Genomic DNA, 23,558 nt, shown 5'->3' with positions numbered 1-23,558 from the left:
TTTACTCCTGTCCTTCGGCGAGCTGCGCTTCAAGCATCTGAACCTGTTTGCGCAGTCGCTCCACTTGCTTGCGCAGTCGCTTGTTTTCCAAGGCCAGATCGCCCACCCGAGCTGCAGGCCACAGCCCGCGCTCACGCAGTTCAGCAAAAAGGGTGGCGCGACTCATGCCGTGAGAGGCCGCGATTTCGCCGCACGCTACCGTCACCGAGCGGTAGTCCTTCCACGTGTCGACAAACTCTGCCACCGCGCTGTCTTTCGCGCGGGGGTCGATGGTTTTGCCGCCGCTCATACCGCTGTCTCCTCTCCCAGCTTGAAGAAGTCATCGAAGCGCATGTTCGTATCGTGCAGGCGATACTCAATCTCCGTCGGGGTCAGAATCGTGCGCACCGGAATACCCGGCGAGCCGTCCTTGGAGGGTTTAATCATGAACTGACCACGTCCCACTGGCACCGCGCGTGAGCCTTTGGTACGCGCACGCTTGGGGTGTGCACCGCGTGACCAGCCGACAACCATGGCGGCCTCAGCGGGGGAAAACTCCAGCTTGTCCGAAAGAATCGACAGCTCCGAGGCAGGCAGGCCACCGCAGATGACCATGCCCGCACGCTCGATAAAACCCATTGCGGTCTTCTGGTCTTCAATCGACGGCAGGGCTTCCAAGTCCTTAAACGTGTGGGTGATCATGTTCAGCACCGTGGCGTCTGAGCGGTTCAGACGTGTCAGTGCGTCAACCTGGGCGACCATGCCAGGTGCAGCTGCCAGGACCTGCCACAGCTCGTCCAAAGTGGCTGAGAAGTACTTCTGTGGTGCCAGGCCAGCGTCCGCGAGCATGTGGGCTGCTTCAATCGCGCCGAAGGCTGCCGACCAGCAGGCCATCATCACGGCAGCTTTCATTGCCTTGTCGCCACGGTCGATGGCGGAGACGTCGATGCACACTGCAGTGGCATCGACACGGATAGGCGTGGAGGTCTGTCCCGCGAAGATGCGCCCCGTGGGACCGTCCAACAACGAGTTGAGACTGAGCATGAGGTCGTCGATGCGTAAGTCCCACTCGTGCTTGTCGCGGGCACGCCCCTTATCCATCAGCTGTGCGGAGCCGGTCTGTAGGTGGTCAATCAGCTCGGCCAGCACTGGGGGGTTGTCCCAGTCGATGGTCTCGGATTCGTAGATTTCACGCAGCGCGACAGAGACAAGCATGGATTCCCAGTCGCGAATAGGTTCACCGCGCCCCAGGGAGACAAGTGTGGAGACCACGTTGACCTGGCGGCCATGGACTTGCTCGCGGGCACGTTCGAGTAGGGCCTGCATTTCCTCGAGCTTTTCCGCATCGCCGTCTTCACGAAGTTGGGCGACTTTGGTTTCCAGCTGTGGAATCACGCGACCCAGCGCACCGACGTCGAGCGGATTGAGGGTGCCCGCGCCGTGGCCGATGGTGACCACCTGGCCACCAACCTGGTGGACGAAGCCGACGTATTCAGCCTTGATGTCGCCAGCGATGATCGGGATGTGGCCTTGAGCGACATCGCCCATGAGCATTTTGCGAATCAAGGTGGATTTACCCAGGCCAGGCAGGGACAGGACGAAGCAGGAGGGGTTGGCGATGATGCCTTCGCGGAACCAGGACAGGGGATCGCAGGCGATTTCAGCACCGGTGATGACGTGCTCACCCAAGGGGGTGCCAATCACTGGTGCCGGAGCGCCGACCACGTTGGGGTTAAAACCGCCGGAAAGGTTGGTGGTCGTCTGCCATTCCTTAGGGCCAGAGACCACTGCCGCCTCACCAGACCATTTTCCCGTGTAGCCACGTGGTTTGGGGTTGGAGAAGACGTTTTCATGTGCGGTTGGTTGCACGCCGTCTGCGATGGAGGCCATGCGCTCGACGCGGGCGATTTCGCGGGTGTTTTCTTTCACCCACCTGCGGTAGGTGCGTCCCTGCTTGGTGTACCAGGCCGGGGCTTCGGCGTTGCCTGCGGTGATGTCCTGGTGGAGTTGGTGCATCGCTGCAACGTCAATGGTGCTCAAAGTGGTCATGCTGCGACTCCTGCTTTGGCAGTGCGGGTAAAGGTTTTTTGGTTCTGCCAGCCGTAGACCGGCAGGCACGATGCTTGGAGTAGGCCGAGGTGCTGGCGGCCTGTTAGTCGAAGCAGACGCAGGCGTGCCCTGGGGCTGAGCACGGCCAGGATTTGGCCGATGATCCCATCGACGATGGCCAGCTCGTCGCCCGTGACCACCAGTAGGGAGCTGGTGCGCGAGGGGGCCACATCAGGGTGGACTTGCCGGTACTGGGCGTGGGTGGGTCGTGCGGTGCGAATCAAGCGCAGCGCTTCGGGCATTTCTGAGGCGCACAGCACAGCGTGTACTTCCGCGAATGCTTCCGCTCCTGCCGCGTCGTTGCTGTCGATCTCGAAAACGACCGAGTAACGGCCTGCATGGTGTAGGTGGTCGGCGTGCAGTCTGCCGGTCATGGAGGCAGGTGGGAACACCCGCTCGGCATCGTCAGCCACCAGGTGAGCGTTTGCCAGGTCGGTCACCCGCTGTGCGTCCAGCGGCAGCCAGGAGTACTCGTAGCCCTCCGGCGCGTAGAGTCCAGGGGCTTTCACCGCGATGGAGGTCAGAAACCCTGTGAGGTCCTTTTTCACCTCAGCAGCGGAGGTGCGAAAAGTGATGAAGCTGTAGTCCGGCTCGTCACCGCCGCAGAAGGTGGAGACACAGCTGGCTGCGAGCACGCCCTGTGTGGCATCGGCCTCGCACACCAGGTCAAGCCAGGTGTCTTTCTCGTCCAGCTCGAGGAGTCCGTTGTCTGCCTGCAGCACCATGGTGGCTTGGTGAAACTGCGAATCGACGATAAGTCCGAGGTCGAAGCCCGCTGCATCGCGGATCGTGTGCAGACTCAGCGACTTTGTCTCAGGAAGCACCAGGGGTCGGTTTTTTGGTGCGCTGTCTTTGGTCTTTTTTCGTCCGAACATCGGTGTTCTACCCTTCTGCGAAGCTGGAGGTTGTCGACTTCGCCCACGGCACCTGCCCGAATCCGAGGGAGGTTTGGAAGCCGGTGTCTTGCTGGCGATTCATCTTCTGCAGGGTGATCGACGAGCCTGCCGCGAGCTGTTCGATGTCGTGAACGACGCGGTTGAAGTCTTCTTCCGGGGTGATGGTTGCGGTGACGAACATCGAGGTGCGTCCCAGCTGCGCACCTCGTGCTTGTGCGCGGCGTGCAGCCTCTGTGGTCTCCAAACGCATCTCTGCCTTCGCGGAGGTGATCGACTTCGACGAGTTGGCCGCGACCATTGCATCGCGGTGTTCTGCCTCAACCTTGGTTGCACCTTGACCGGCGTTATAGGGGCGGTAGACCAGTGCGACACGCTTGCGCTGAATGCGGTCGTGCGGCTGCATCATGGCCGACAAAATCGTGTCCTCAAAGGTTGAGCGGGGGGCTTCTTTCATCTCCCACGTGACCGACTTCGCGCCGCAGTGCTCGTAGTAGGTGTTGGTCGTCACCGCCCAGTTTGGGCCAGCATCCTGCCACAGCATTCCGTGTCCCTCACCGGTCAGCGCGATTTCTTCGAAGTCAGCCTCTGTGGGCGGGTTGAAAAACATGTGAATACGCGCCACTGCCTGCTCATAGGTCATAGGTTCTGCCAGGATGCCCGCGTATTGGACTGTTTCTGCCCAGGTGCCGATGCGGGTGGCGATGTTTCGGATGAAAGACTCGTCCGTCAGCTGCGCTTTATCCAGCTTGATGGTGATGGCGATATGCGCCATCACCTCCGGACGAGCAAGCGCAATCACGGAGGCTGCCTCGGTGACGATGCGCTTGGCAATCGCCGGTGCGCCCTCGGCGATAATCGCCCGTACCTCGTTATTGACCAGCTCGCCTGTGCCGGGGCGGGTAGCGACCACGGTGGTCACCTGCGCGATATCGCCAGATAGGCTGAACTTCGCCAGCCAGTTGCACCATTCCGCGGTGCGCAGGTTGCGCTCTGATTGGGTCATGGCAGTCTGGCCGGTCATCTGGCAATCCAACAGGACGGTGACCTCACGACGCGGACGGTCGAGGATCATCACAAACGGCGGACGGTTCTGGCTGTAGGTCGCCTCAATGGCTTCGGTGCGAGCCAAAAGACCTGGCAGGCGTCGGTGCCCGCCAGGTACTCGACTATTGGGGCCAGAGACGTAGATGTGGGAGCCGGTGGCAGTGCGGCGGTAGTTTTGCCACAGGATTTGGGCGGCCTGAGCCAATGACCGGTTGCCCCAGCTCACGCTGACAAGTCCGACGACAATGGCGGTGACTGGTAGGACGACGAAAAAGGCGAAGGCGGTTTGTCCTGCGATTTGTGAAAACAGGAAGATCATAAAGCCGACCGCGATAACGATGGTGGCTTTCATGCTCAACGCACCCACGCCGGTACGGCGCTGGGGCTGGCCGAGCAGATACTGAACTGGTTGTTCGAGTTCCTTGTCACTCATGTCCGTATGTCCCTCCTTCTACCTGTGCATCTGTCCTGGGTAACCCAGTGAGCCTTCGAAGATTTGGCTGCCTGAATTGGCTGTACTCTGCATGAACTGTGCTGCCTGCGCTCCGGCTCGGGAGGCTCCGGCTACTGCGGCACCTGTACCGCGTGCAACGCTGCGCGATGCTGCTCCTGCAGAGCGTGCAGCGCCACCGACTGCCCGCGAGGCTCCTGCGAGTCCGCGTCCAGCTGCAGCTGCGCCAGCACGTGCCCTACTTGCTGCGCCTGCGCGTGCTCCGCTGGGCTGGCTCGATGTAGAAGCAGAGGTGCGGGAGTTGCCAGCACCAGAGGTGTTGCGAGCGCCTGGGGATGCTCCCGACGGTGCGGCAGATCCCCCGCCAGCACCGCCCGAACTTCCACCGGCTCGGGCACGGCCACCACCACCGGAGGCACCAGTGGGGGCAGCTGCAGTCGAGGCTGCACCTCGCATCGAAGGAGTTCCTGCGCTAGTGCGGGCACCAACACCCCCACCTCCTCCGCCCCCACCGGAGGGGCCACCGCCACCTCCGGCAGGGCCTCCTGCTGCCCCTCCTGAGCCTGAGCCACCTTTGCCACCAGCAAGAGCAGACAGCCCGCCACCCATAGCAGCGGTCGCGCCCAACATGGCTCCAGCAGCACCGCCAACACTTGCAGCAAACGCGCCAGCGCTACCGCCTCCTGCTTGTGCGACAGCAGGAACAATCATGCGCACCAGAGCAGGTGCAGAAAATCCTGCCAGGGCGATCATCAGGGCGTTGATGATTGCGCCCATCATGTCGTCACCACTGCCAGGCAGGGTGACATACCAGAGAGTGACTGAGTAGAACAGGGCAGAGATCGGCTTGAAGGCAATCGCTGCGATAATCCACCCCTCCAGGTGTTTCAGGCCGTTTTTGCCGGTATCAGAAAACGATGCAGCGGCAAACAGGGCAGCGACACCGACTGCGATAGGCAGCATGAGCTGACGCACCACCAGGGCGACTAGCTGCATACACGAACCGGCCAAGGCCACTAGTGCGAGCACCAGCATAACCACAGGGCCAAGCTTGATGTCTTCTAGGGCGGTCATCTCAATAAAGCTGTTGGGGTCAGTGGCACCGAAGTTGTCCATGATGGCCTGGGCGAGCGCGTCTGATGCCCAAAAGCCGCCGGTGGCAATGGCGGGCACGAGGGTTGAGTAAATCAGCCAGCGGCCAACGTGACTGCCGATGTCTTCGATGCCTTCTTGCAGTCCCATGCGCCTGGCTGCTGCCAGGCGTGCGCCACCGACGATGAAGCCCGCGATAAGGAAGAACCCGGCCAGGCCGTAGACGATGTTGAGCACGCCTCGGATGTTTGCGTCTAACTGGCCGTTGGCTCCGTAGTTGTAATCCATCCAAAACGTCATGGCCAGGGTCAGCATCTGGGTGTTGCCCTCCATCACAGCCTTGGTGAATTTGCCGACGGGGTCGTTCCAGAAGCCTGCAACCTTGTCTTTAGCTGCCTTGACGGCATCGATAGGGTGGGCAGCGACTGCTCCAAGACCGCACTCGCCGTTACGCAGCCAGCCGGTGAGTTTGGCTGCCCAGTCATCTGCTTCTGCCGGATCATCACCCACCAAACGGCGATTGCTGTCTGCTAGCCACTCTTTGCAGTCATTAAAGGTGCCGGACACCTTCGAGCCGTTGGTCTCAACGGGATTGCCCGCATCTGCATCATCTTGTGCCCATGCCGGGGTTGCTAGAAACAGCAGTGCCATAACCACTGTGGCCACCGTGGCCAGGAATTTGTTCATCATCGCCTCTACCGCCCTGGTTAGACCTTGTTCACCAGGGTGAAGCCGCTGAGGTTATCCACGGTGCCTTGGTCAGCAAGCTTTGCGTCCTGGTCATTGACGACGACCAACCACATGCCGTCTTCCCAGCGCATAGGTGTGCGAATCAGTCCGTAGTAGTACTCGCGGGTGTTGGGGTTGATCGCCTTCATTGCGCCGACAACGGTGACGATGTCGCCACCGCAGTTTTCGATCTTGAAGCCTGCGTAGGTGGGCAAAATGCCACCGTGCGGAACAGGAGTACGCACGCCAAGCTCAACCCGCTTATCGGCTTCTTTAGAGCGGATGTAGCCCTTGTAGTACTCCAAAGCGATTGGGTCGTAGTAGGGTGCCGCCATCGTGCCTGCGTTGCTGGCTGCAATAACCGCACCAACGGCGGTTTTGGCGTACCCGGTAGGGACGAACCCCTCGAAATTGGTCGGGCCTTGGTCGGAGACACCCAGCACGCGTCCGTGGACGTATTGCTGCTGGACATCGATTTCGTCCGGCACGGTGCAGTCGAGTTTGTCGGTGGGCTTGAACTCGCCGAAAGCTTCGCCGTTTTCGCCGACCGGCATCAAGATCGGGTCGCCGTTGATGTCGGTGCCGTACTTGCCGATCTCATACTGGGAGTCGTCGAAGAACTGGCGGTCAAAGTGGCGCTGGTGGGGGTCGAATCCGTTGGGGTAATCCAACGTCAGCTCGCGCAGAATCTTTTCGCCCTTGCCGGGTTTGACGTAGCTGGTCTTAATCGCCGTGTCAGGTCTGGTGGTGGCCGGTGCTGCGGTTGTGTCGTCATCGTGGCCGCCAAACAGCTTGATACCCAGGCCGACAACGAGGACGAGGGCAAGCAGAATCGCGGCAATCACCAACAGCAGATTCTTGCGGCCGGAGTTAGCGGTAGCGGTGTCGTTCTCGCTCATGGTCTACTTGTTTTCCTTTTCTGCGCTCTTGCCAACGTGGGGACCGAAGGCCACGAAGTTCTTTTTCAGCTGCTCTTCGGTGATTTCCTGCATGTCCACTGCCTGGTCTTGGGTGGGCAGCACCACACGCCAGCCGCCGGAGGATTTATCGAGTTGAACAGGTTGTGCGCCAATCACCCCATTGGGGTAGCGAACAGCGAGCACGACGACAGCTTCGTTTCCTTCCGGCTCATCCATCTGGAAGCCAACGAACTCCGGCGGGTTGTCCTGAGCCTCACCAGAGACAGTCAGCAGAGAGCGTGCTTGTGCCCACTGCAGAGCACCATCACCGGGTGCGAGTAGGTACTCAATGACCAGCGGGTAGGTCTCATCGTCTGCGCCTGCCAGCCAGGCTTGGGTGTTCATTGCTGCTAGGACTGCGCCGTGGGTGGTGTTTTGGTAGCCGTGCGGAATGGGGCTGGTGACATTCGGGCCTGCTTTGCCAGAGGGCACTTGGATACCGGCAGGGCCTGCGTTCCACTGGATGCCGACCGGCTCGCGTTCTTCTGCGGGGGGTTGCGTTGTGGCGTGGCAGGCGGCGATGCCGAGGCCAACGATGACCCACAGCATCAACAGTTGAAGAATCAGTTTGATGGAGCCGAAGATGAACCGCAGGATCATTCCTGGCAGGTTGAGGACGAAGAAGATGGCGTTTTTCAACGCGTTCATGACGTGTGCCTTTCTTGTTTGTCAGGCGAGGGGTGGTCAAGGTGGGGCTTTTTACTACCGGAAGCCCCCAAAACCGGGGGCAGCGTATCTATGCGAAAAACGCTGCTAGTGAGGTGGCCGAGGAAATCACCATCACCCCGAGTGCGATGCGCAAGGCACGCACCGCAGGGTGGGTGGCAGACACCGGCTCACCCCGGTCGCGGTCGAGAATCATCAACGCGCCGAAGGCGATCACGGCCAAGATGCTCACAGCCAAGGCCACAAAGGAGACGATGCCCAGCCAGTAGATGGCTGTTGCTGTGACATCTGGGGGCGGTGTCCATGGCCGTGCCGGTGGCGCCGATTGCGCCATGTAGGTGGTTGTCACTGCCACATCTCCTTTGCTTCTTCCCTGGTGATGTTTTTTCACGAGCTTTCGCGCAAGACGCGTTCGCTCTAAAACTCAGCTTACATACCTTTGCTAACAAAAGCAAGGTTAGCGCGTCCACACTAGAGGAATGCGCCGATGATGGCAGACGCAGAGCCGATGATCATGGCACCAAAGCCGATACGCAGCGCCATGGCGGTGGCTTCTTCAGAGGAGCCTTCACGGCGAGAGAGCACCATGGTGGAGCCTGCGACGATCACACCGATGATGGCCACGAGAATGCCGATGTAGAAGGCGAGGTTCAGACCCATGTCCATCTTGGAGCGGAAGGCTTCAGGGGCTTGCGGGGACATGTTTTCGCCCGGCATCTGGGCGAGGATCAGGGTGGTGTTCACGCGGTCGATGACGTTGTTCATGGTGAGAAAAATCCTTTGTGTGAAAGTGTCGGTGGGTTATTCGGTCTCGGAGGTGTGCCCGGTGGCTTCGCGGTGTGTGCGCACTGCCTCGAAGATCTCCTCCCCCACGCGGGCAACTTGCGCTGGTACTTGTTCATCCAGGCCGAGCTTTTTTGCTTTGCGGGAGGTGTCGATGTCGTCTCCTGGTCGCCAGCAGGCCAGCTGTTCTTCGTCAACCAGACGCAGCTTCGGCAGGTAGTCGATACGCCAGACGGGCAGTTGCTCGTCAAACATCCGCAGCTTGTGGGCAAGGTCTTTAGGCAGCTTGCCCGGTACGTCTGCCACGACCACAAGGCCGATGATCTCGGCGTTGCCGGTGTCGTTGAGGATGGTTTGTGCCGCTGCTTCAAGCCCGGCCTTGGTCGAGCGAGCAACGACCACGCACGCAGTCGACTCGTCGGCTTGCGGCCACATCCGTTGCGCGTCTGCAGCAGGCTGCCAGAACTTCTCCAGCGTGGTCACACCTGCACCGCCGTGCGCGGCCACAAGCCAAAACGCAGGGGCAAAGGTTGCTGGCAGGTCGTCTTTTGCCTCCGATGCACACAGAGGCTGTGTGGCGTGGTCGAGCTTGTAGCGCTCACGCACGCGGGTAATCCGTGGTGTGGTCATAAGGGTTGGTCTTTCTCCTGGTTGTCAGTTGTTGACAAAGCCTTGCAGCCTGATAAGGCCTCATCCGTGCGGGCACCAGGTGCCCACACGAACGAGGTGTCCGCCTTTTAGGCCTTTAGGAAGGCATTAAGGGTGTTTTGGACGTTTTCTGCGTTGAACACGCCCGGAGGAACCTGGGGCAGGTTGTTCTGGGCGAGCACGGTGTTAAGCATCTGCCCACCGTCACGGCCAATCACGTCCGCTGCTTGGGCTGTAAGCCATTGCTTGGCATAGCCTTCAAAGCTGGTGTTCGACTCGCCTACGCGAGTAGAGCGATACCCCTGGGTGGCCTGCTGCCTGGTGGTGGCAGAGGCCAATGCGGCCTGCACAACATCAGTGTTTTCCAACCCTGCGGCTTCTGCCTCCTGCACAAGCCTGCGCTGAGCGGTATTGAGCGTTTCTGGGTTAAACGCGGAGGTGATTTCGCTAATCAGGTTCGGCACAAACACCGCCAAAGCAGCTGCACCTGCGCCCTGCGGGCCAGCCGCCTGGAACGCAGCACCAATGGTGGCAATAGCCTGCGGAGTCACCGACTTCGCCACAGCAGTACCGACCACATTCAGTGCCATGCCGCCAACGGTTTGGGCGGCAGCCATCAGCCGATCCTCGAACTCGCGGTCAGAGACATTGCGCTCGGTGTTGCTAACAATGCGCCCAATCAGGGTGGAGTTGACGTTTTTCGCCGACTTCACCGAAAAACCACGCGGACCGTAGTTGATGTCTTGTGCCAGGGTCTCCATCGTGCCCAGCAGCACCGCAGGGCCAAGGGTGTCGGTGATGTGCTGGAGCGACCCCAGCGGGTCGTCGAGGAAGTTGACCTTCTTCTCAGTTGCTGCTGCCAGGCGCACCAGTGGTGCGTCCTTCTTCGTGGCACAGCGCGCATCCCCCTCAGCACACAGGCTCACGGTACGGCCAGCCAACTTGCCGTAGGAGCGGTGAGGGCCTGCCGCCTCAGCGGCAACTGCAATGCCACCACCGGCTGCACCATCAGGCTTGACAGCAGAAATCTGGCTCATTGCGGCACCAGAGGTACCAGGCACTGCCTGAGGGCGATCCGCGTGGGAGGCAACAATGCCTTCGCCCTCAGCACGAGCAGTGTTGGCAAAGGTGGCCACACCAGAGACCAAATCTGCCGGGAAGTTGCTTTCACCGTTGCCGATGTTGCGGGCAACTTCCGAAACCACGGCAGCACCATCTGCCTCGCCAATCAGCGCAACACGAGTGTTGGCGCACTTGGTATGAATGTCCTCCAAGGTCGCAGAGACTTGGTCGACACCGCCCTGGATGACCTGCTGCCAATCCGGGACGGTCTCAGAATGCACGCCGGGGATGAACGCGCCAGCACGACCGGTAGAGATGTTGACGTAGGTGCGCCCTACCTTTGCAGGCCCTGCAGCCTGCTTGACCGGGGTGGTCGTGGTGGTTGCCTGTGTAGACGGCTTGGTGCCCCAGACATCTGGCTTCCAGGAGTCTTTTTTCGTCTCAAGCCCAGTCTCGTTCGCGGAAGGTTTAGTGCCCCACACGTCCGGCTTCCAGGACTTGTTGCCTTGTTCAGCAGCTACCTTGGCTGCGGTATCGACATCGCCGAATTTTGCGCCAGGAGCCGCAGTAAAACCTGCGGACGGGTCTTTGACTGCACCGTCATTTGCCGCATTGACCACGGGGGCAACGATGCCGCCAAGAAAACCAGAGTCAGCGTTATCAAGGCCGCTGGCCTCAGCTTGGGAGCGGACAACGACGATCTGCATCTGTGGGCAGGTGTTTGAGGCTGTTTGGTCTTGCGCTGTGGCAACAGGTGTCACCACGCTTGCCAGGCACGCAGCAGCCACTGGCAATGCCAGCAGCCTGCGTGGAGTGCGTGTCATGGTGTTCAACGCCCTTTCATCTAGGTGTTTTGGTTGTCTTTTCATCTCGGGTTGGCCACGCAACCGCTAGGAGAAGTCCTTGAGCTTGTACTTGCCATCGACTTCGGTCGCCGTCACCGTCTGCTCGTAGGTCGATGCCTGCCCAGATGGGTCAGTCACCGTCACCGACGCATCGACGTGGTCACCATCAACTGGCTGCATCCGCAGACACCACTGGGTGCCATCGACCACTGTTTTGTCCAGCACCTGCTGCCAATCACGGCTAGCAAGCGGTGTGGACGCATCGAAGGCCGCTTTCACGGCAGCTGCATCGCGGTCGAAGTAGGCCCTCTCAAACGCAGCCAGCGCACCGCGCAGGGTGGTGTCTGTTTCTGTCACCTTGGTCTCCCCAGCACCGGGTACACAGTGGGAGCCAGCCACGGCGACTTTTGCATCGTCGTCGATGGCTTCCACCCCAGGCTGTGGGCCTGCCTTGGGCACAGTGGTCGATGGCACCGCGATACTGCTAGAGACAAGCAGCTTGCTGGATGTGTCGCCTTCGGTCATTTTCATCACCGCTGCACCACTCATGGCTGCCAAAGCCAGCGCCGCTGTCACCCCCATGACGGAGGTCAGTTTGCGCGAGCGACGAGGTGCCGAAGGCTCGGATTCCTCAATAGCCGCAGCTTCGACCGGCTCAGCAGCAACCACCGGTTGATCGGTTGCCTTCTTCACTCGGTGCGGCAAGCGCAGGCCACGGAGAGGCTTTGCAGCAGCAGGTAGTGCGTGGTCGGCCTGTTCGGTGGCCTCAGGAGCTTCTGCAGGCTCAATCAGCTCGCTAAGACTGTCGCTTGCTGCTTGTTGTTGGGCATCTGCCCAGTCGAACCAGTTAGTTGCCATGTTGTCCGCCTGTTCGTTGTCGAAAAAGTGCTTGGGGCTTAAACCCAGGCTCTAGGCCTGTTTCAGCTCTCCAGCGATGTCCACGCCTCCAACGCGCAGAGCGTGACGACCGTAGGGCTGGACAAACGGATTCATCCCAGCCGCCTCGGCCTTCGCGCCGAGGTCTTCAGCAATCTGCTCGTAGCCAGCAGGAACGGTCAGATTGACGACCTCGTGGCCGTTACGCTGCACATTCCAGGTGGTATGAGTGGCCTGGGAAACCCAGGTGTCCGTGGTGGTCGCTCCGCCACGGGTGTGGGTGGTGACTACTTCCACTCGTCCGTGGTTGTTATCGGTGGCATTGGCTGCAGCAACGCCACCGGGGTAGGTGATCGTCACAGTTGCGCGCTTGCCACCTTCGACAGGAGCTTGCAGCTCAGGGATCTCTGCCTGCGCTACCGGAGCAGCAGGCGCAGCCGGGGCAACCGGGTTAGCTGCTTCACGCTCGGCCTTGATCTCAACAAAGCTGTCGGATTCGGTCGTCCGCGATTGCGTCGTGGGTGCCTGTGGCTGAGGCTGGTTGACCTGAACAGCCGATTCCTGCGGAGCAGCCACAGACTCCTCAACAGCAGCGGTGGTGGTCGTGGTTGCTGCAGGTGCAGGCTGTGTTGCCACAGCGTTGACCAGGCGAGGGGACACAGCGGCAGCATGGATGTTGGACACGGGCTGCCGTTCAGCCGGAGCCGCAGCTGCCGGAGCAGGTGCTGGCGTGGTTGTGGTGGTCTCCGGCACCGACTGTGCACCACCGGTCGGGGTGGTGGCAGCAGTGCCTGCCTCAGGGGTGCTTTCCCACTGCGGGCCACGCACCACGCGTGCAGACGTGGCACGCTCTGGGTTTTCCTGCGGCAGGATAACGACCTCGATGTGTTCCACAGAATCGACAGCAGGTGAAGTGTGATCCGTGACGGTCACGATGACGTCCTCGTCTTCCCACTGGGGGCCACGAACAACCCGTTCGGCTGCCCCCGCTTGAGGAGAGACCACTGCAGCAACAGCAACGCTGGACAGCGTCGCTAGTGCGAGTGCGGAGAGATTTTTCATATTCAAGCCCTTTCGACTTCTTGACTTCTCCCACAACTGCTCGGCGGTACGTTGTGCGCGAACAGTTGCGGGCTACGTGTGGATTGTTGTCGGTTGCCAGATCCTCGCAAGACCCTTCACACCCAGGTAGAAACCTCAAGGTGTTGCAAGCGTTGTGTGGATGGCTAGGATTGGCGGTCGGGTTGGCTTTGTCCGCCGCCTTGCAAGGCCGGGGCACTCACTTTTTGTGGGTGTCCCGGTGTTCGTTTTTCCTCCGGTGCGGAGGCCTAAACAGCTTCCCGCCCCAGATGCCCGAGGCCATCGGATCACCTTCGGCAATCTGCAAACAGCGGGCGGCAATCGGGCACATGGCGCACACCTCGCGAGCAAGCTCGTAGCGCTCTTCCGCTAGTGCCCTTGGCTCGTCTGGGCCTTGCCAGTCCCACAGCTCACTGGGGATTTCCGGGTCAGCGCACAACGCGCCACGCATCGGCGGGATCGGGGCAAGCGGCAGCCGGTTGAGAATCGGCGCACCTGCAACTTCTTGAGCGATGCGTGCTGCGGTCATTTGCCACCACCAGCCTTATTTCCGCCCAGCTTGATGCCCACTTCTGCCAGCATTTCGCGGCGACGGCGAGCAGCTTCTTCGCGCTCTTGCTCACTCAACTCGCCAGGTGCTTTCACCGGCTCGTTGTGTTGGTTGAACTTGGACAATTCCGCATCGCGCTTAGCCAGACGGCGCTTGCGCAGTTCGTCCCGGCTTGGAGGTGCCCCGTCGACTGGCACATCGTCGCGAAGACGTGCGATGACCAGCCCGGTCATGTTCCCGACCTCGTCGGGCAGTGCGCGACCGTCGAGGATGGCGCGGATACGCCCTGGCTGCCAGCCAGCGTCAATGCGCTCAGCCAGGTAGCTGGCGATCTGCGGGATTTTCACAATCGGCAGCTGCTCGGCCATGCGGGAGGGCAAGCAGGCAAACACCCGGTCCCACTCGTCCTCGGTTGCCGTGGTGCGCAAAGCGCTACGGATGGCAGGCGAAGCCTTGCCGGAGGCGGTGGAGCGAGAGGCCCCTGCCGGGGCGACAGCCCCGCCTGCCCCTGGCTCCTGCCCCTGCGCCGAGTCCGTGTCCGGCTCATCGATTGGGGGTAGGGGGTCAGGTACAGGTACAGGTGATAGTTCTTTATGACAGGTTCTACGAGTGTCACTCTGACACCCGGAAACCTGCTCAGATGACACCCGGAAATCGCTCCGGGTGTCACTCTGACACCCTGGGTCTGACCTGCGGCTTTCTTCCACAAGAATCTTCCGGGTGTCACTCTGACACCCTGGCTTTGACCAGGACTTTTGCCTCTTGCGCGGTTGGCCGTATTTGCACGCTTCGATGCCTTCGACATCGATTTGGTACAGGTTTGTGGCCTGTCGCCACTGCCCTGGAGAGACCTCATAACGGCGCTTGGTGACCCTAATAATTCCGAGATCCTCAAGCGACTTCAGGTGGCGGAGAACGGTGGAACGCGAGTAGCCGGTACGGTGCATGAGGTCTTGAAGACCTGGAAACGCGAAGCCTTCATCATCAGCACGATCTGCCAACTGGGACAGCACGAACCGAGCAGGGGGTGCAGGCTCTTGCACGTACTCGTTAACGAGGAAGTTCACCTTGATACTCATGACTCGACCTCGCCATCGTCGAAGACGAACGGCAGCGGCTTAGCGTATGCGCCAGCAGCAAGTCCGTTGATGTCGATTTGGCAGGACACCACATCCTCGTGGATGGTCACGGATTGGATTACGCCCAACGCATTCAGCGTTTCGAGCGCGCCAGAGACCTCCAGGGGTGAGTACCTGGACTTTCGCGACAATTCGGCAAGGCTCATGGTTGCAGCTCCGGTGTCGTCAGCAGCTACCGCCAGCACTGTGAGGGGGAGCTTGTGCTCGACGTACAGTTCCGCATGATCTCTGACGAGGTTGTAGGTCTTCTCACTCATGGCAGGCTCCCTGGAGTAGTGATGTTGCAAAGATCTGTCGTTGCGCCTACCCTGGTGAGCATCATTGGAGTGCTCTGTAAGCGCTTTTTGCCCGTCCCTGTTCCCGCAGGGGCGGGTTTTTTCATGCCTTTAGCCACGCCCTGACCCCTCCGTTAGCTTCTGAATGCCCCACGCGGGGAGCAGCCAACGGCCACCAGGGGACTGGAACGCACCCGGAATCTTCCCTGCTCGCGCCCATGTACGAACGGTGACTGCTGTGGGATGTCCTGGAATCAGCTGTGCCGCTTCTTCTGGACTCATCCAAAGCTCTTCGCTTCGGTCGAAACTCTCAGTTGAACTCATAGCTGTAAGAATTACATGCTTTCGGCACCGTCTGCAACTGTTAGTTGATTTCGGCTCTTTCGGTCTGTATCGTTTCTTTCATGACGATCGCACAACCAACAGGACTAGGCCTGAACGCTGCAGTAGGGGTCTCAATCAATGACCTAATGTTCAGGAATCGCGTTACCCGCAAGCAGCTTGGTGAAGCGCTGGGCATCACTGGAGCGGGCATGAGTAAGAAGCTCCTCGGTAATGCTGCATGGACAATCGAGGATCTCTACGCCATCGCAGACTTCTTCAACGTCCCCGTGGAGACCCTTCTCCCCCGACGTGTTCAGCTCCCCGATGCTGAAAACAAGAAAACCCCCTCTCAAACGAGAGGGGGTAATCCGAACGTGGTAGCGGGGGCAGGATTCGAACCTACGACCTCTGGGTTATGAGCCCAGCGAGCTACCGAGCTGCTCCACCCCGCGTCGAGTGACACGTTATTCACTTTGTTTTCCCCAACCGTTTAACGCGGCGGGCAACGAGTTAGAAATATACACATCCCCAACCACAGAACACAAATCGCCAGCGCACAGGCTTTCCGCGCGAGCCAAAGCACAGCACCAAAGAACAAAAGCCCTTTCCCACTCATCAACCGGTGGGAAAGGGCTTGTGAGCAATAGCTTTCGCTAAGGCTTAGGGCTTAGGCAGGTCTGCTGCCGGCTGCTGCCCCTGCGAACGCTGGTAATCCTGCACCGCAGCGTCGAGCTGGTCGATCGCACGGCCGTACTCCTCGAAGGACTTACCCTTAGCGTCGCGCAACGCATCAATAGCACGATTAATACGCTCAACCCCATCACCAGAGGGCAACTGGCCGGCGGGGAGGCTGGTTTCTCCGCCCTCCTTCTTTGAGGCATCGTCCTTATTCTCATCGACCTCGCGCTTATCCCCTAGCTGGGTCGCGCCCGAAGCGATGGCTTCCTCAAGGTCGTTAGCCTCACGCGGATCGATACCTACCTGGCTCAGCGCCTCAGCACTCGTAGATGCGTAACCAACGCGACCCTTGTAGCTCACGAGAACACGCAGCAGCTTCGGGAAGGCAGACGCCTGGCCCTTGCGCTCCGTGTACATCGGCTCGACATAAAGAATCTCGCCTCCGCCGACCGGCAAGGTCAATAGGTTGCCGTAACGCAAAGTGTTGGTGTTCTTCCACAGCGTCTGGTCACGGGCGATGTTGTCGGAAGACATCATGATGTCCTGCGCCTGCTTCGGACCCTGGGTCTGAGTGTTGGTCGGAAGCACGCGCACGGTGATGTGACCGTAGTTATCCGGGTCGGAGTTCACCGTCATGTGCGCTGCGAGGTACTCGCGCTCCAGTCCACGGAAGGGAGAAATGAGCTGGAAGCTGGGCTGCTTAGTTTTCGGATCAGCGGCGACAACGTAGTACGGCGGCTGATTAGTTTCACGACGCTCATCCTGGCTGGTCGGGTCCTTCGGGACAGACCAGAATGCATCACCGGTGAAGAAGGTTCGCGGATCATCGACGTGGTACTTGGCGATAAGTTCACGCTGCACCTTGAACATGTCTTCCGGGTACCGCAGGTGCTTGCGCAGCTCCTCAGAAATTTCCGACTTCGGCTTCACCGAACCGGGGAAGACACCTTCCCACGCTTTAAGAACCGGATCCTTGTCATCGAACTCATACAGATCAACGGTGCCATCGTAGGCGTCGACAACCGCTTTCACAGAGTTACGAATGTAGCCAACTTGCTGGCTCACCAGCAGTGCAGAGTTCATGCCAGCGCCACGCGAATCGGCCGTAGCGTCCGTCAGGCTGGTTCGCTGTGAGTACGGCAAGTTATCGAGAGTGGTGTAGCCATCCACAATCCATTTGATGCGCCCGTCGATCACGGCCGGGTAGGTCGCCGAATCAGCAGTCAACCAGGGGGCAACCTTCTTCACACGGGTGCGGGGATCGCGCTGGAAAATGATCTTCGATTCCGAACCAATCCGGTCGGACAGCAAAAGGTTCATTTCTTGGTAGCGCGCAGCAAACAAGGCCCGGGACACAGGGTTGCCGATCGGCACACCGCCACGACCTTGGTAGGTGTAGGTGGAGGTATCGGTGTCATACTCCACCGGCTCGCCACCGTTATTACCGACCACGGCGTAATCCAGGTTGGGATTGTCACCGGCAATCACCGGACCGAAGTAGACACGCGGCTCGGTCACCTCGATGCCGATCTTTTCAGCCTCGGGGTTGTCCTTCTGACGCTGCAGGGTCTGCAAATCAGCGACGGTGTAGACGGGGTAACCACCACGGGTGGAACCCACGTCCTTGGCCACCTCATCAACCTTGTTGGCCTGAGCGGCAACGTAGCCGTTGCCGTGGGTGTAAACCGTGTGGCGGTTGATCCAGTCAGTCTGGTTACCGGACAGATCCTTCGGGTTGAGTTCGCGCGCGGCGACCACATAGTCGCGGAGTTCACCATCAACGGTGTAGCGGTCCATGTTCAAGGTTTCGGGGAAACCATAGAAGTTCTTCAACTGCTGCTGCTGGGTAAAAGTCTTGGACAGAATCTTCGGGTCCAGCAGTCGGATGTTGCTCAAGGTAGCGGCGTCGCTTGCGACAGCCTCGTCACTCGCGCCGTCAGCGCCCCAGTTCTTTTCATAGGTGACGTTCGCATCGGTCAATCCGAAGGCATAGCGGGTGGCCTCAATATTGCGGCCAATATATTCCGCTTCCTTCGCCTGACGGTTCGGGGCGACGCTGAATTGCTCGACGGCAAGTGGCCATGCCTGGCCGATCAGGATCGAAGCAATCAGCATGAGGACCGTGCCCAAGGCAGGGATGCGCAGATCCTTGAAGACCACAGCGGTGAAAAACGCGAGCGCCACCAGCACACCAATAACCATCATGATGGTCTTTGCGGGCAAGGTTGCGTTGATGTCGCGGTAGGAGCCACCCATGAAGGACGCATGGTTATTGGTCAGCAAAGCAAAGCGGTCAAGCCAATAACCTGCAACCTTGACCAGAACCCAAAGGCCCGCAGTAATCGCCAGCTGGGTGCGAGCAGCTTTGGACACGAATCCAGAAACGCCCGCAAGGCGATTACCGATGCGGATTCCACCCGTCAGGTAGTGACCGATCAGTCCCAGCAGGAAAGCCACGATGAGCAGCATCGACAGGATGCCAACGATGAGTTGCAGCAGGGGCAAGGTGAACGCATAGAAGCCGTAGTCGTAGCCGAATTGCGGGTCAGACTTTCCGAAAGAGGTGCGGTTGAAAAACAGCAACACGGTCGACCAGTTGGTTTGGGCCACCGTGCCAAGGACCAGCCCCATCACTAGGGGCAGAACCACGAATAGTGTCTTGCGGAAGTTGTCCACCACTTGCCGGCTCATAGCCACCGGATGTTCCGGATCGAGCTCCGGTAAGTCCATGGGCCTGGTGTTGTAGACCGTGATGATCGCTACCCACACCACTAAGGCGGAAAATAGTCCGACTCCGAGGAATAGGCTCAGACGGGCTAGCAGCACCGTGCTGAAAACGCGGGTGTAGTCAACTTCTTTAAACCACAGCCAGTCGGTGGACATGCCAATAATGATCGGCAAGATGGTTGCCAAGATCGAAAAAATGACAATGATCCACGCCACCCAACTGGTGGGCTTTTTGGCCGAGCGGGGCCTTTTGAGGCTTGCAGCCACCAAAATCTCCTTGAGGGTTGTTACAGCGTTGCCACCATCCGTGCGACCCGCAGCTTCTGGGGGTCACAGGGGTGGTTTTCTCGCACAAGCCTGCCGTCAGCGGCAGTGCGCGCGGACAGCGTCGGGGCTTGTAGTTTTGGGTGACGCACAGTGGCGCTCATAAAAGCTCACGAGCACTCCAAGTGCGAAACCCATATGCACACCAGAATACGGGTGCTTTTCGCTACGTGCCGAAAGATTCACCCCGGCGCGCATTAGACTTGGGTGCAGCTTGTTTGCCGACCTGCTTTCTGCTTGCTCCTTTTGTGGTTGCGTGTGGGGGTGGGTGCCGTGTTTGCGGTTTTTCTTTTCGCCTCTTTTTGTTGTGAAGGTTGTTGTTTTCTTATGGCTTCTGCTCCCCTGTCCCAGGCTTTGAACCGTGCGGTGATGGATGTGGTTGAGTTCGTTCATGCTGAGGGTTGGGATTGTCCTCCCACGTTGTGTGCTTTGGTGCCGACGAGTTTGGTGGAGGAGGTTTTGGATGAGGAGCAGTTGGATGATGCTCCGTTGGCGGCGGTGGTGCAGCAGCTTCCTGAGCAGTTGCAGCCTGGTACGCAGGAGTTGGGTGATTATATTCAGCGCATTGTGTGGCCGGAGCAGGTGTTGGGGTGTGTGTTGGCCCAGGAGATTATGTTTGCTTCTCCGGATGATGAGGATGATGTGCGCCCGGCGCGGTTGTTCTCTGGGGTGTTGGCTAGTGGTGAGGAGTTGACGTTGGTGCAGCCTCGTCCGACTGATGAGGAGTTGGAGGAGTTGGGCCCGTTTGGTCAGGACAATATTGAGTTGCGGGGTGGCGATGGGATTGGTCGGCCGGTGATTGAGGCGTTGTTGTATTCGTTGCGTGATCGGGATGGCGAGTAGGTGTTTGCGATGAGGTCGCGTTGGATGCCTGTTCGGCTGGCGGGTGCTGTGTTGTGTGTTGCTGCCGGCGTGGCGGGCTGTTCTGCGGATGGGGGTGAGGACCGATCTGCTGATGCGTCGGTGGCGGTGTCTTCGACTGTGCCGGTGACGTCGGCGGCGGCGGCTGCTTCTTCGTCGGTGGTTGACGCTTCGTCGGAGGTGGTTTCTCCGGCATCGTCGGTGGTGGTTTCTTCGAAGCCGGTGTCGTCTTCGGTTTCTTCGGCGGCTACGAGTGGTTTGTTGGCTGAGGATGTGCGGGTGTCTGCTGCGGCGACGTCTGAGCCGAGTCCGGGTGGTGATTTGTCTGAGCAGGCGGCTGGTTCTTTTGCGAATTCTTCGGTTGAGGATGTGTTTGAGAGGTTTGGTTCTTTAGCGCCGCGGTCGTTGTTTGAGCGTTTTGAGGTGTGTTCGCCGAATGGGGTGCCGAATTCTGCTGCGTGTTCGGGTCCGTCTGTGGGGCAGTTTCAGTTTTTTGCCTCGGATGCGAAGGCTGCGTCGATGACTCAGTTGTTGACGGAGTTGCGTAGTTCTCGTGTGGTGAAGGATTCGGGGAGCATGGTGGTGGGGTGGTCGACGTTGGGGACGACGGCGATTGTGACGGTGGTGGATAACGATAAGGGTGTGGTGATGCAGCATATGATCACGTCGGATAAGCAGGATCCGGGAGAGGTTATTCGGGATTTGCATCTCGCGGATTAGGGGTTTTGCCCATGAAAAAGGCCTCACATCGCCTTGGTTTTTGGTGGTGATGTGAGGCTTTCTGGTTTGTTTATTGGCAGGTGGTGACGGGTTTTCCTGCGACGAATGCTTTGACGGAGTCGACGGCGTCGTCGAGTTTGTTGACTTTGATGAGGGGGATGTTGGTGTCGGCGCGGCGTGCTTCGTCGCAGTTTGCGGCGGGGACGAGGAAGGCTTCGGCGCCGGCGGCGGTGGCGGCGTCGATTTTGTGGCGGATGCCGCCGATGGGTCCGACGTCGCCGTCGCCGGCGATGGTTCCGGTGCCGGCGATGGTGTGGCCGTCGAGGAGGTCTTCGGGGGTGAGTTTGTCGATGACGGTGAGGGTGAAGACGAGTCCGGCGGAGGGGCCTCCGATGTCTTGAAGGTTGTATTTGACGTCGATGCCGTCGTCGGAGACGGCTTTCATGAGCACGCCGAGTTGGGGGACGCTGTCGTCGTGGGGGTTGGCGGCGAGGGTGAACAGGGCGTTGTGGGGTTGTCCCTGGTGGGTGTAGCCGATGTCGATGGTGTCGCCGGGTTTTTTGTTGCGGACGAGTTTTTGTACTTGGCTGGGGGTGGTGACTTTTTCGCCGTCGACGTGGGTGATGGTGTCGCCGGGGGTGAGTTTGTCGGCGGCGGGTGCGTCGGGCACGGTGTCGGAGACTTCGATGGTGAGTTTTTTACCGAGGTAGTTCAGTGCGGCGATGGTGGCGGAGTTTTCGGAAGATGCGAAGGCTACTTTGTTGGCTTCGTTGACTTCTTCTTCTGTTTTGTTTTGGGGGATGACTGCGTCGAGCGGGACGATGGTGTCGTTGGTGCCGATCCAGCGGCTAAGTGCTTGGGATAGTGGCATGTTGTGGCGCACGGCCACGGTGGTCATGTACATGGTTCCGGTGGTCGCGTCGGTGGGGGCGCCGTCGATGGCGACGACTTTTTCGCCGGAGACGTCGCCGAGGGTGTTGAACACGGGCCCTGGGCCTTCGGCGGCGAGGGGCACGGTGAGCTGGTAGTCCGTTCCCGGGATGTGGGTGTTGTTGATGAGCGTGGTGGCGACAACAACTGGGATGAGACCCCAGACGAGGGTGGCTAAGCGACGATTCACAATCACCTACCTTACAAAACGTGGCTGTGGTTGTTAGTTGGGTGCTGGTGGGGAGTTGGTGGGTGCTAGTGGCTGGTGGGCTGGCGGGGTGCTGGTTGTTCGCTGACAGCGTTGCTTTTTGCCAGGATGTTGCTAGCGTCTTGGCAGTGCCGACCGGTAGCCTTGCCGTATGAGTAACGGTGGATTTGGTTTTTCTTTTGGTAACCGCGATGACGATGATCGCGATGATGACAACAATCGTGGCGGCCAGCCTGGCGATCCTTTTAGCTTCTTTTTCGGTCCCGGGTTCGGTTCGGGTTCCCAGGGTGGGGGCGCGAATCCGCTGGGCGATATGTTGAGCGGTTTTTCGAATTTGTTTGGCCCGCCGCAGTCGGGCGAGGAGCCGGATTCTTTTATTGATCCGGAGGCTGTGCGTAAGGCTGTGCAGTCGCGGATTACGCGGATGGGTTCCCAGATTGCGAAGCCGGCGTCGAAGGATGCTGCGGCGGTGGAGGAAGCGAGCCGTTTGGCGGAGTTGTGGTTGGATGCCACGACGGAGTTGGCGACCAGTGGTGCGAAGGGTACGGCGTGGTCGGCTGGCGATTATGCGCTCAATAGTTTGCCGTTTTGGTTGCGTGTTGCCGAGCCTGCCCGGGCTGCGGTTAGTGAGACCCCGGTGTTGGGTTTGGGTGGGGATGCGCAGGGTGCTCCTGGCGAGTTGATGGGGGCGATGCAGCAGTTTATGCGCCGCCAGAATGCGGTGATGGAGACGCAGCGGGTGGCGGAGGCTGTGGTGCAGCTGTCGCAGTCGATTGTGTCGGGCACGGATTTGGGTTTGCCGGCGGCTCCGGCGAATACCTTGGCGATTATGACGCGTACGTTCCGGGATGAGATTTCCTCTTTGGATATCCCTGACCAGGAGGCGTTGGTGTATGTGTGTGCCCGGGAGGCTGCGCGCCAGCGGTTGTTTAAGAATGTGCCGTGGTTGGCGGAGTCGATTGTGTCGTCCGTGGAGGAGTGGGCTGCGGGCGCGTATGTGGATACCAGCCACGCTGAGCAGTACATGCGCGATAATTTTGATGGCGCGAATATGGAAAACATTGCGGAGATCATGCAGAAGATGCAGTCGATTGATCCGCAGGAGATTGCGCCCCGCCTGGTTAGCGCGAATGAGAATGCGGTGCCGCGTTTGGAGGCGCTGATCGCGTTGATTGAGGGCTGGGTGGATGTGGTGGTCACTGAGGCTGTCACTGATCGTTTGCCGAATGCGGATAAGCTGCGGGCGGCGTTTAAGCATCGCCGGAATTCGGGTGGTACTGCGGCGACTGCGTTGGAGGCGATTACGGGTTGCGCTATTGGTACCCCGCCGATTGATGGTGCGATCACGTTGTGGGAGCGTACGACGAATGCGGTGGGTGCGGCTCGCCGTGATGCGTGCTGGGAGCACCCGGATTTGGCGCCGTCGCATGAGGATATTGAGCACCCTGCTCGTTTCATCGATCGTTTGTTGGATGATTCGATTGATGCTGATTTTGATCCGATTGCGGAGATCGAGGAGTTGGAAAAGAAGCTGGGCGAGTCCGATGTGGACCCGGAGTCCCGCGAGAACCCCACTGATGAGGGCGATTAGTCCTAGCTGAAG

Annotated in this window: 22 protein-coding genes and 1 tRNA gene; 4 read left to right on the top strand and 19 right to left on the bottom strand. The window is 59.6% G+C overall.

What is annotated here, in order from left to right; all coding sequences use genetic code 11:
* Nucleotide 1: 1 nt before the first annotated feature.
* The 16 genes from CAQU_RS03060 to CAQU_RS02985 all read right to left on the bottom strand — a co-directional run bounded on the left by CAQU_RS03060 (nucleotide 2) and on the right by CAQU_RS02985 (nucleotide 15,165).
* Nucleotides 2-289 carry a hypothetical protein gene (locus CAQU_RS03060; RefSeq protein WP_075725121.1) on the bottom strand — a complete coding sequence of 96 codons (288 nt, stop codon included), beginning with the start codon at nucleotides 287-289 and terminating at the stop codon, nucleotides 2-4.
* Nucleotides 286-2,028 carry an ATP/GTP-binding protein gene (locus CAQU_RS03055; RefSeq protein ID WP_075725119.1) on the bottom strand — a complete coding sequence of 581 codons (1,743 nt, stop codon included), beginning with the start codon at nucleotides 2,026-2,028 and terminating at the stop codon, nucleotides 286-288. The genes CAQU_RS03060 and CAQU_RS03055 overlap by 4 nt, the downstream gene beginning before the upstream one ends.
* Nucleotides 2,025-2,912: a hypothetical protein gene (locus CAQU_RS03050; RefSeq protein ID WP_157108876.1), complete on the bottom strand. Its 888-nt coding sequence runs from the start codon at nucleotides 2,910-2,912 to the stop codon at nucleotides 2,025-2,027. Before CAQU_RS03050 ends, CAQU_RS03055 begins: the two co-directional genes overlap by 4 nt.
* A gap of 58 nt (nucleotides 2,913-2,970) precedes the next feature.
* A complete protein-coding gene (locus CAQU_RS03045; protein WP_075725115.1) occupies nucleotides 2,971-4,461 on the bottom strand; it encodes an SCO6880 family protein in 1,491 nt (496 codons plus the stop codon).
* Between the two features lie 18 nt (nucleotides 4,462-4,479).
* Entirely contained in the window at nucleotides 4,480-6,222 is a 1,743-nt protein-coding gene (locus tag CAQU_RS03040; RefSeq protein WP_157108875.1) for a hypothetical protein, read from the bottom strand.
* Between the two features lie 56 nt (nucleotides 6,223-6,278).
* Entirely contained in the window at nucleotides 6,279-7,199 is a 921-nt protein-coding gene (locus CAQU_RS03035; RefSeq protein ID WP_075725111.1) for a DUF8175 domain-containg protein, read from the bottom strand.
* 3 nt (nucleotides 7,200-7,202) lie between these two features.
* Nucleotides 7,203-7,907, bottom strand: coding sequence for a DUF8175 domain-containg protein (locus CAQU_RS03030; protein WP_075725110.1), 705 nt, complete (start codon nucleotides 7,905-7,907; stop codon nucleotides 7,203-7,205).
* 88 nt (nucleotides 7,908-7,995) lie between these two features.
* Nucleotides 7,996-8,274, bottom strand: a complete 279-nt coding sequence (locus CAQU_RS03025) for a hypothetical protein (protein WP_245797282.1) — start codon at nucleotides 8,272-8,274, stop codon at nucleotides 7,996-7,998.
* 122 nt (nucleotides 8,275-8,396) lie between these two features.
* On the bottom strand, nucleotides 8,397-8,690 hold the full coding sequence (locus CAQU_RS03020; protein WP_075725108.1) for a hypothetical protein: 294 nt from the start codon (nucleotides 8,688-8,690) through the stop codon (nucleotides 8,397-8,399).
* Nucleotides 8,691-8,726: 36 nt separating this feature from the next.
* Entirely contained in the window at nucleotides 8,727-9,338 is a 612-nt protein-coding gene (locus tag CAQU_RS03015; RefSeq protein ID WP_075725107.1) for a DUF6668 family protein, read from the bottom strand.
* Nucleotides 9,339-9,445: 107 nt separating this feature from the next.
* Nucleotides 9,446-11,242, bottom strand: coding sequence for a cutinase family protein (locus CAQU_RS03010; RefSeq protein WP_169836019.1), 1,797 nt, complete (start codon nucleotides 11,240-11,242; stop codon nucleotides 9,446-9,448).
* A gap of 66 nt (nucleotides 11,243-11,308) precedes the next feature.
* A complete protein-coding gene (locus CAQU_RS03005; protein ID WP_075725103.1) occupies nucleotides 11,309-12,121 on the bottom strand; it encodes a DUF8176 domain-containing protein in 813 nt (270 codons plus the stop codon).
* Between the two features lie 51 nt (nucleotides 12,122-12,172).
* Complete coding sequence (locus CAQU_RS03000) at nucleotides 12,173-13,201, bottom strand: hypothetical protein (protein WP_075725101.1); 1,029 nt, start codon at nucleotides 13,199-13,201, stop codon at nucleotides 12,173-12,175.
* A gap of 217 nt (nucleotides 13,202-13,418) precedes the next feature.
* Nucleotides 13,419-13,748, bottom strand: coding sequence for a WhiB family transcriptional regulator (locus CAQU_RS02995; RefSeq protein WP_075725099.1), 330 nt, complete (start codon nucleotides 13,746-13,748; stop codon nucleotides 13,419-13,421).
* Complete coding sequence (locus tag CAQU_RS02990) at nucleotides 13,745-14,848, bottom strand: helix-turn-helix domain-containing protein (RefSeq protein ID WP_075725097.1); 1,104 nt, start codon at nucleotides 14,846-14,848, stop codon at nucleotides 13,745-13,747. The genes CAQU_RS02995 and CAQU_RS02990 overlap by 4 nt, the downstream gene beginning before the upstream one ends.
* Nucleotides 14,845-15,165, bottom strand: coding sequence for a hypothetical protein (locus tag CAQU_RS02985; protein WP_075725095.1), 321 nt, complete (start codon nucleotides 15,163-15,165; stop codon nucleotides 14,845-14,847). Before CAQU_RS02985 ends, CAQU_RS02990 begins: the two co-directional genes overlap by 4 nt.
* 422 nt (nucleotides 15,166-15,587) lie before the next feature.
* On the opposite strand from CAQU_RS02985, the gene CAQU_RS13270 reads away from it, so the two are divergent.
* A complete protein-coding gene (locus CAQU_RS13270; protein ID WP_075728330.1) occupies nucleotides 15,588-15,926 on the top strand; it encodes a helix-turn-helix domain-containing protein in 339 nt (112 codons plus the stop codon).
* Here the strand turns inward: CAQU_RS13270 and CAQU_RS02975 are convergent.
* Both CAQU_RS02975 and CAQU_RS02970 read right to left on the bottom strand, forming a co-directional pair.
* Nucleotides 15,883-15,959: transfer RNA gene (locus CAQU_RS02975), tRNA-Met, on the bottom strand. The genes CAQU_RS13270 and CAQU_RS02975 overlap by 44 nt on opposite strands.
* A 208-nt stretch (nucleotides 15,960-16,167) precedes the next feature.
* Complete coding sequence (locus CAQU_RS02970) at nucleotides 16,168-19,179, bottom strand: UPF0182 family protein (protein ID WP_084562741.1); 3,012 nt, start codon at nucleotides 19,177-19,179, stop codon at nucleotides 16,168-16,170.
* A 384-nt stretch (nucleotides 19,180-19,563) separates the two neighbouring features.
* On the opposite strand from CAQU_RS02970, the gene CAQU_RS02965 reads away from it, so the two are divergent.
* Both CAQU_RS02965 and CAQU_RS02960 read left to right on the top strand, forming a co-directional pair.
* A complete protein-coding gene (locus CAQU_RS02965; RefSeq protein ID WP_075725092.1) occupies nucleotides 19,564-20,079 on the top strand; it encodes a PPA1309 family protein in 516 nt (171 codons plus the stop codon).
* Between the two features lie 24 nt (nucleotides 20,080-20,103).
* Nucleotides 20,104-20,817, top strand: coding sequence for a hypothetical protein (locus CAQU_RS02960; protein ID WP_157108874.1), 714 nt, complete (start codon nucleotides 20,104-20,106; stop codon nucleotides 20,815-20,817).
* 70 nt (nucleotides 20,818-20,887) lie between these two features.
* On the opposite strand, the gene CAQU_RS02955 is transcribed toward CAQU_RS02960, so the two are convergent.
* A complete protein-coding gene (locus CAQU_RS02955; RefSeq protein ID WP_075725088.1) occupies nucleotides 20,888-21,937 on the bottom strand; it encodes a YlbL family protein in 1,050 nt (349 codons plus the stop codon).
* A gap of 169 nt (nucleotides 21,938-22,106) precedes the next feature.
* On the opposite strand from CAQU_RS02955, the gene CAQU_RS02950 reads away from it, so the two are divergent.
* On the top strand, nucleotides 22,107-23,546 hold the full coding sequence (locus CAQU_RS02950) for a zinc-dependent metalloprotease (RefSeq protein WP_075725086.1): 1,440 nt from the start codon (nucleotides 22,107-22,109) through the stop codon (nucleotides 23,544-23,546).
* Nucleotides 23,547-23,558: the final 12 nt, after the last annotated feature.

This window comes from Corynebacterium aquilae DSM 44791, from assembly GCF_001941445.1.
GTDB classification, from domain to species: Bacteria; Actinomycetota; Actinomycetes; order Mycobacteriales; family Mycobacteriaceae; genus Corynebacterium; species Corynebacterium aquilae.
This window is presented reverse-complemented; position numbering and strand designations above follow the sequence as displayed.

Excerpts from the sequence above, each read along its gene's own strand:
- CAQU_RS13270 (WP_075728330.1), top strand. The coding sequence starts at position 15,588 with ATGACGATCGCACAACCAACAGGACTAGGCCTGAACGCTGCAGTAGGG.
- CAQU_RS03015 (WP_075725107.1), bottom strand. The coding sequence starts at position 9,338 with ATGACCACACCACGGATTACCCGCGTGCGTGAGCGCTACAAGCTCGAC.
- CAQU_RS03060 (WP_075725121.1), bottom strand. The coding sequence starts at position 289 with ATGAGCGGCGGCAAAACCATCGACCCCCGCGCGAAAGACAGCGCGGTG.
- CAQU_RS03030 (WP_075725110.1), bottom strand. The coding sequence starts at position 7,907 with ATGAACGCGTTGAAAAACGCCATCTTCTTCGTCCTCAACCTGCCAGGA.
- CAQU_RS03035 (WP_075725111.1), bottom strand. The coding sequence starts at position 7,199 with ATGAGCGAGAACGACACCGCTACCGCTAACTCCGGCCGCAAGAATCTG.
- CAQU_RS03005 (WP_075725103.1), bottom strand. The coding sequence starts at position 12,121 with ATGGCAACTAACTGGTTCGACTGGGCAGATGCCCAACAACAAGCAGCA.
- CAQU_RS03010 (WP_169836019.1), bottom strand. The coding sequence starts at position 11,242 with ATGACACGCACTCCACGCAGGCTGCTGGCATTGCCAGTGGCTGCTGCG.
- CAQU_RS03000 (WP_075725101.1), bottom strand. The coding sequence starts at position 13,201 with ATGAAAAATCTCTCCGCACTCGCACTAGCGACGCTGTCCAGCGTTGCT.
- CAQU_RS02950 (WP_075725086.1), top strand. The coding sequence starts at position 22,107 with ATGAGTAACGGTGGATTTGGTTTTTCTTTTGGTAACCGCGATGACGAT.
- CAQU_RS03055 (WP_075725119.1), bottom strand. The coding sequence starts at position 2,028 with ATGACCACTTTGAGCACCATTGACGTTGCAGCGATGCACCAACTCCAC.
- CAQU_RS02960 (WP_157108874.1), top strand. The coding sequence starts at position 20,104 with ATGCCTGTTCGGCTGGCGGGTGCTGTGTTGTGTGTTGCTGCCGGCGTG.
- CAQU_RS03045 (WP_075725115.1), bottom strand. The coding sequence starts at position 4,461 with ATGAGTGACAAGGAACTCGAACAACCAGTTCAGTATCTGCTCGGCCAG.
- CAQU_RS02995 (WP_075725099.1), bottom strand. The coding sequence starts at position 13,748 with ATGACCGCAGCACGCATCGCTCAAGAAGTTGCAGGTGCGCCGATTCTC.
- CAQU_RS02985 (WP_075725095.1), bottom strand. The coding sequence starts at position 15,165 with ATGAGTGAGAAGACCTACAACCTCGTCAGAGATCATGCGGAACTGTAC.
- CAQU_RS02990 (WP_075725097.1), bottom strand. The coding sequence starts at position 14,848 with ATGAGTATCAAGGTGAACTTCCTCGTTAACGAGTACGTGCAAGAGCCT.
- CAQU_RS03040 (WP_157108875.1), bottom strand. The coding sequence starts at position 6,222 with ATGGCACTGCTGTTTCTAGCAACCCCGGCATGGGCACAAGATGATGCA.
- CAQU_RS02965 (WP_075725092.1), top strand. The coding sequence starts at position 19,564 with ATGGCTTCTGCTCCCCTGTCCCAGGCTTTGAACCGTGCGGTGATGGAT.
- CAQU_RS03020 (WP_075725108.1), bottom strand. The coding sequence starts at position 8,690 with ATGAACAACGTCATCGACCGCGTGAACACCACCCTGATCCTCGCCCAG.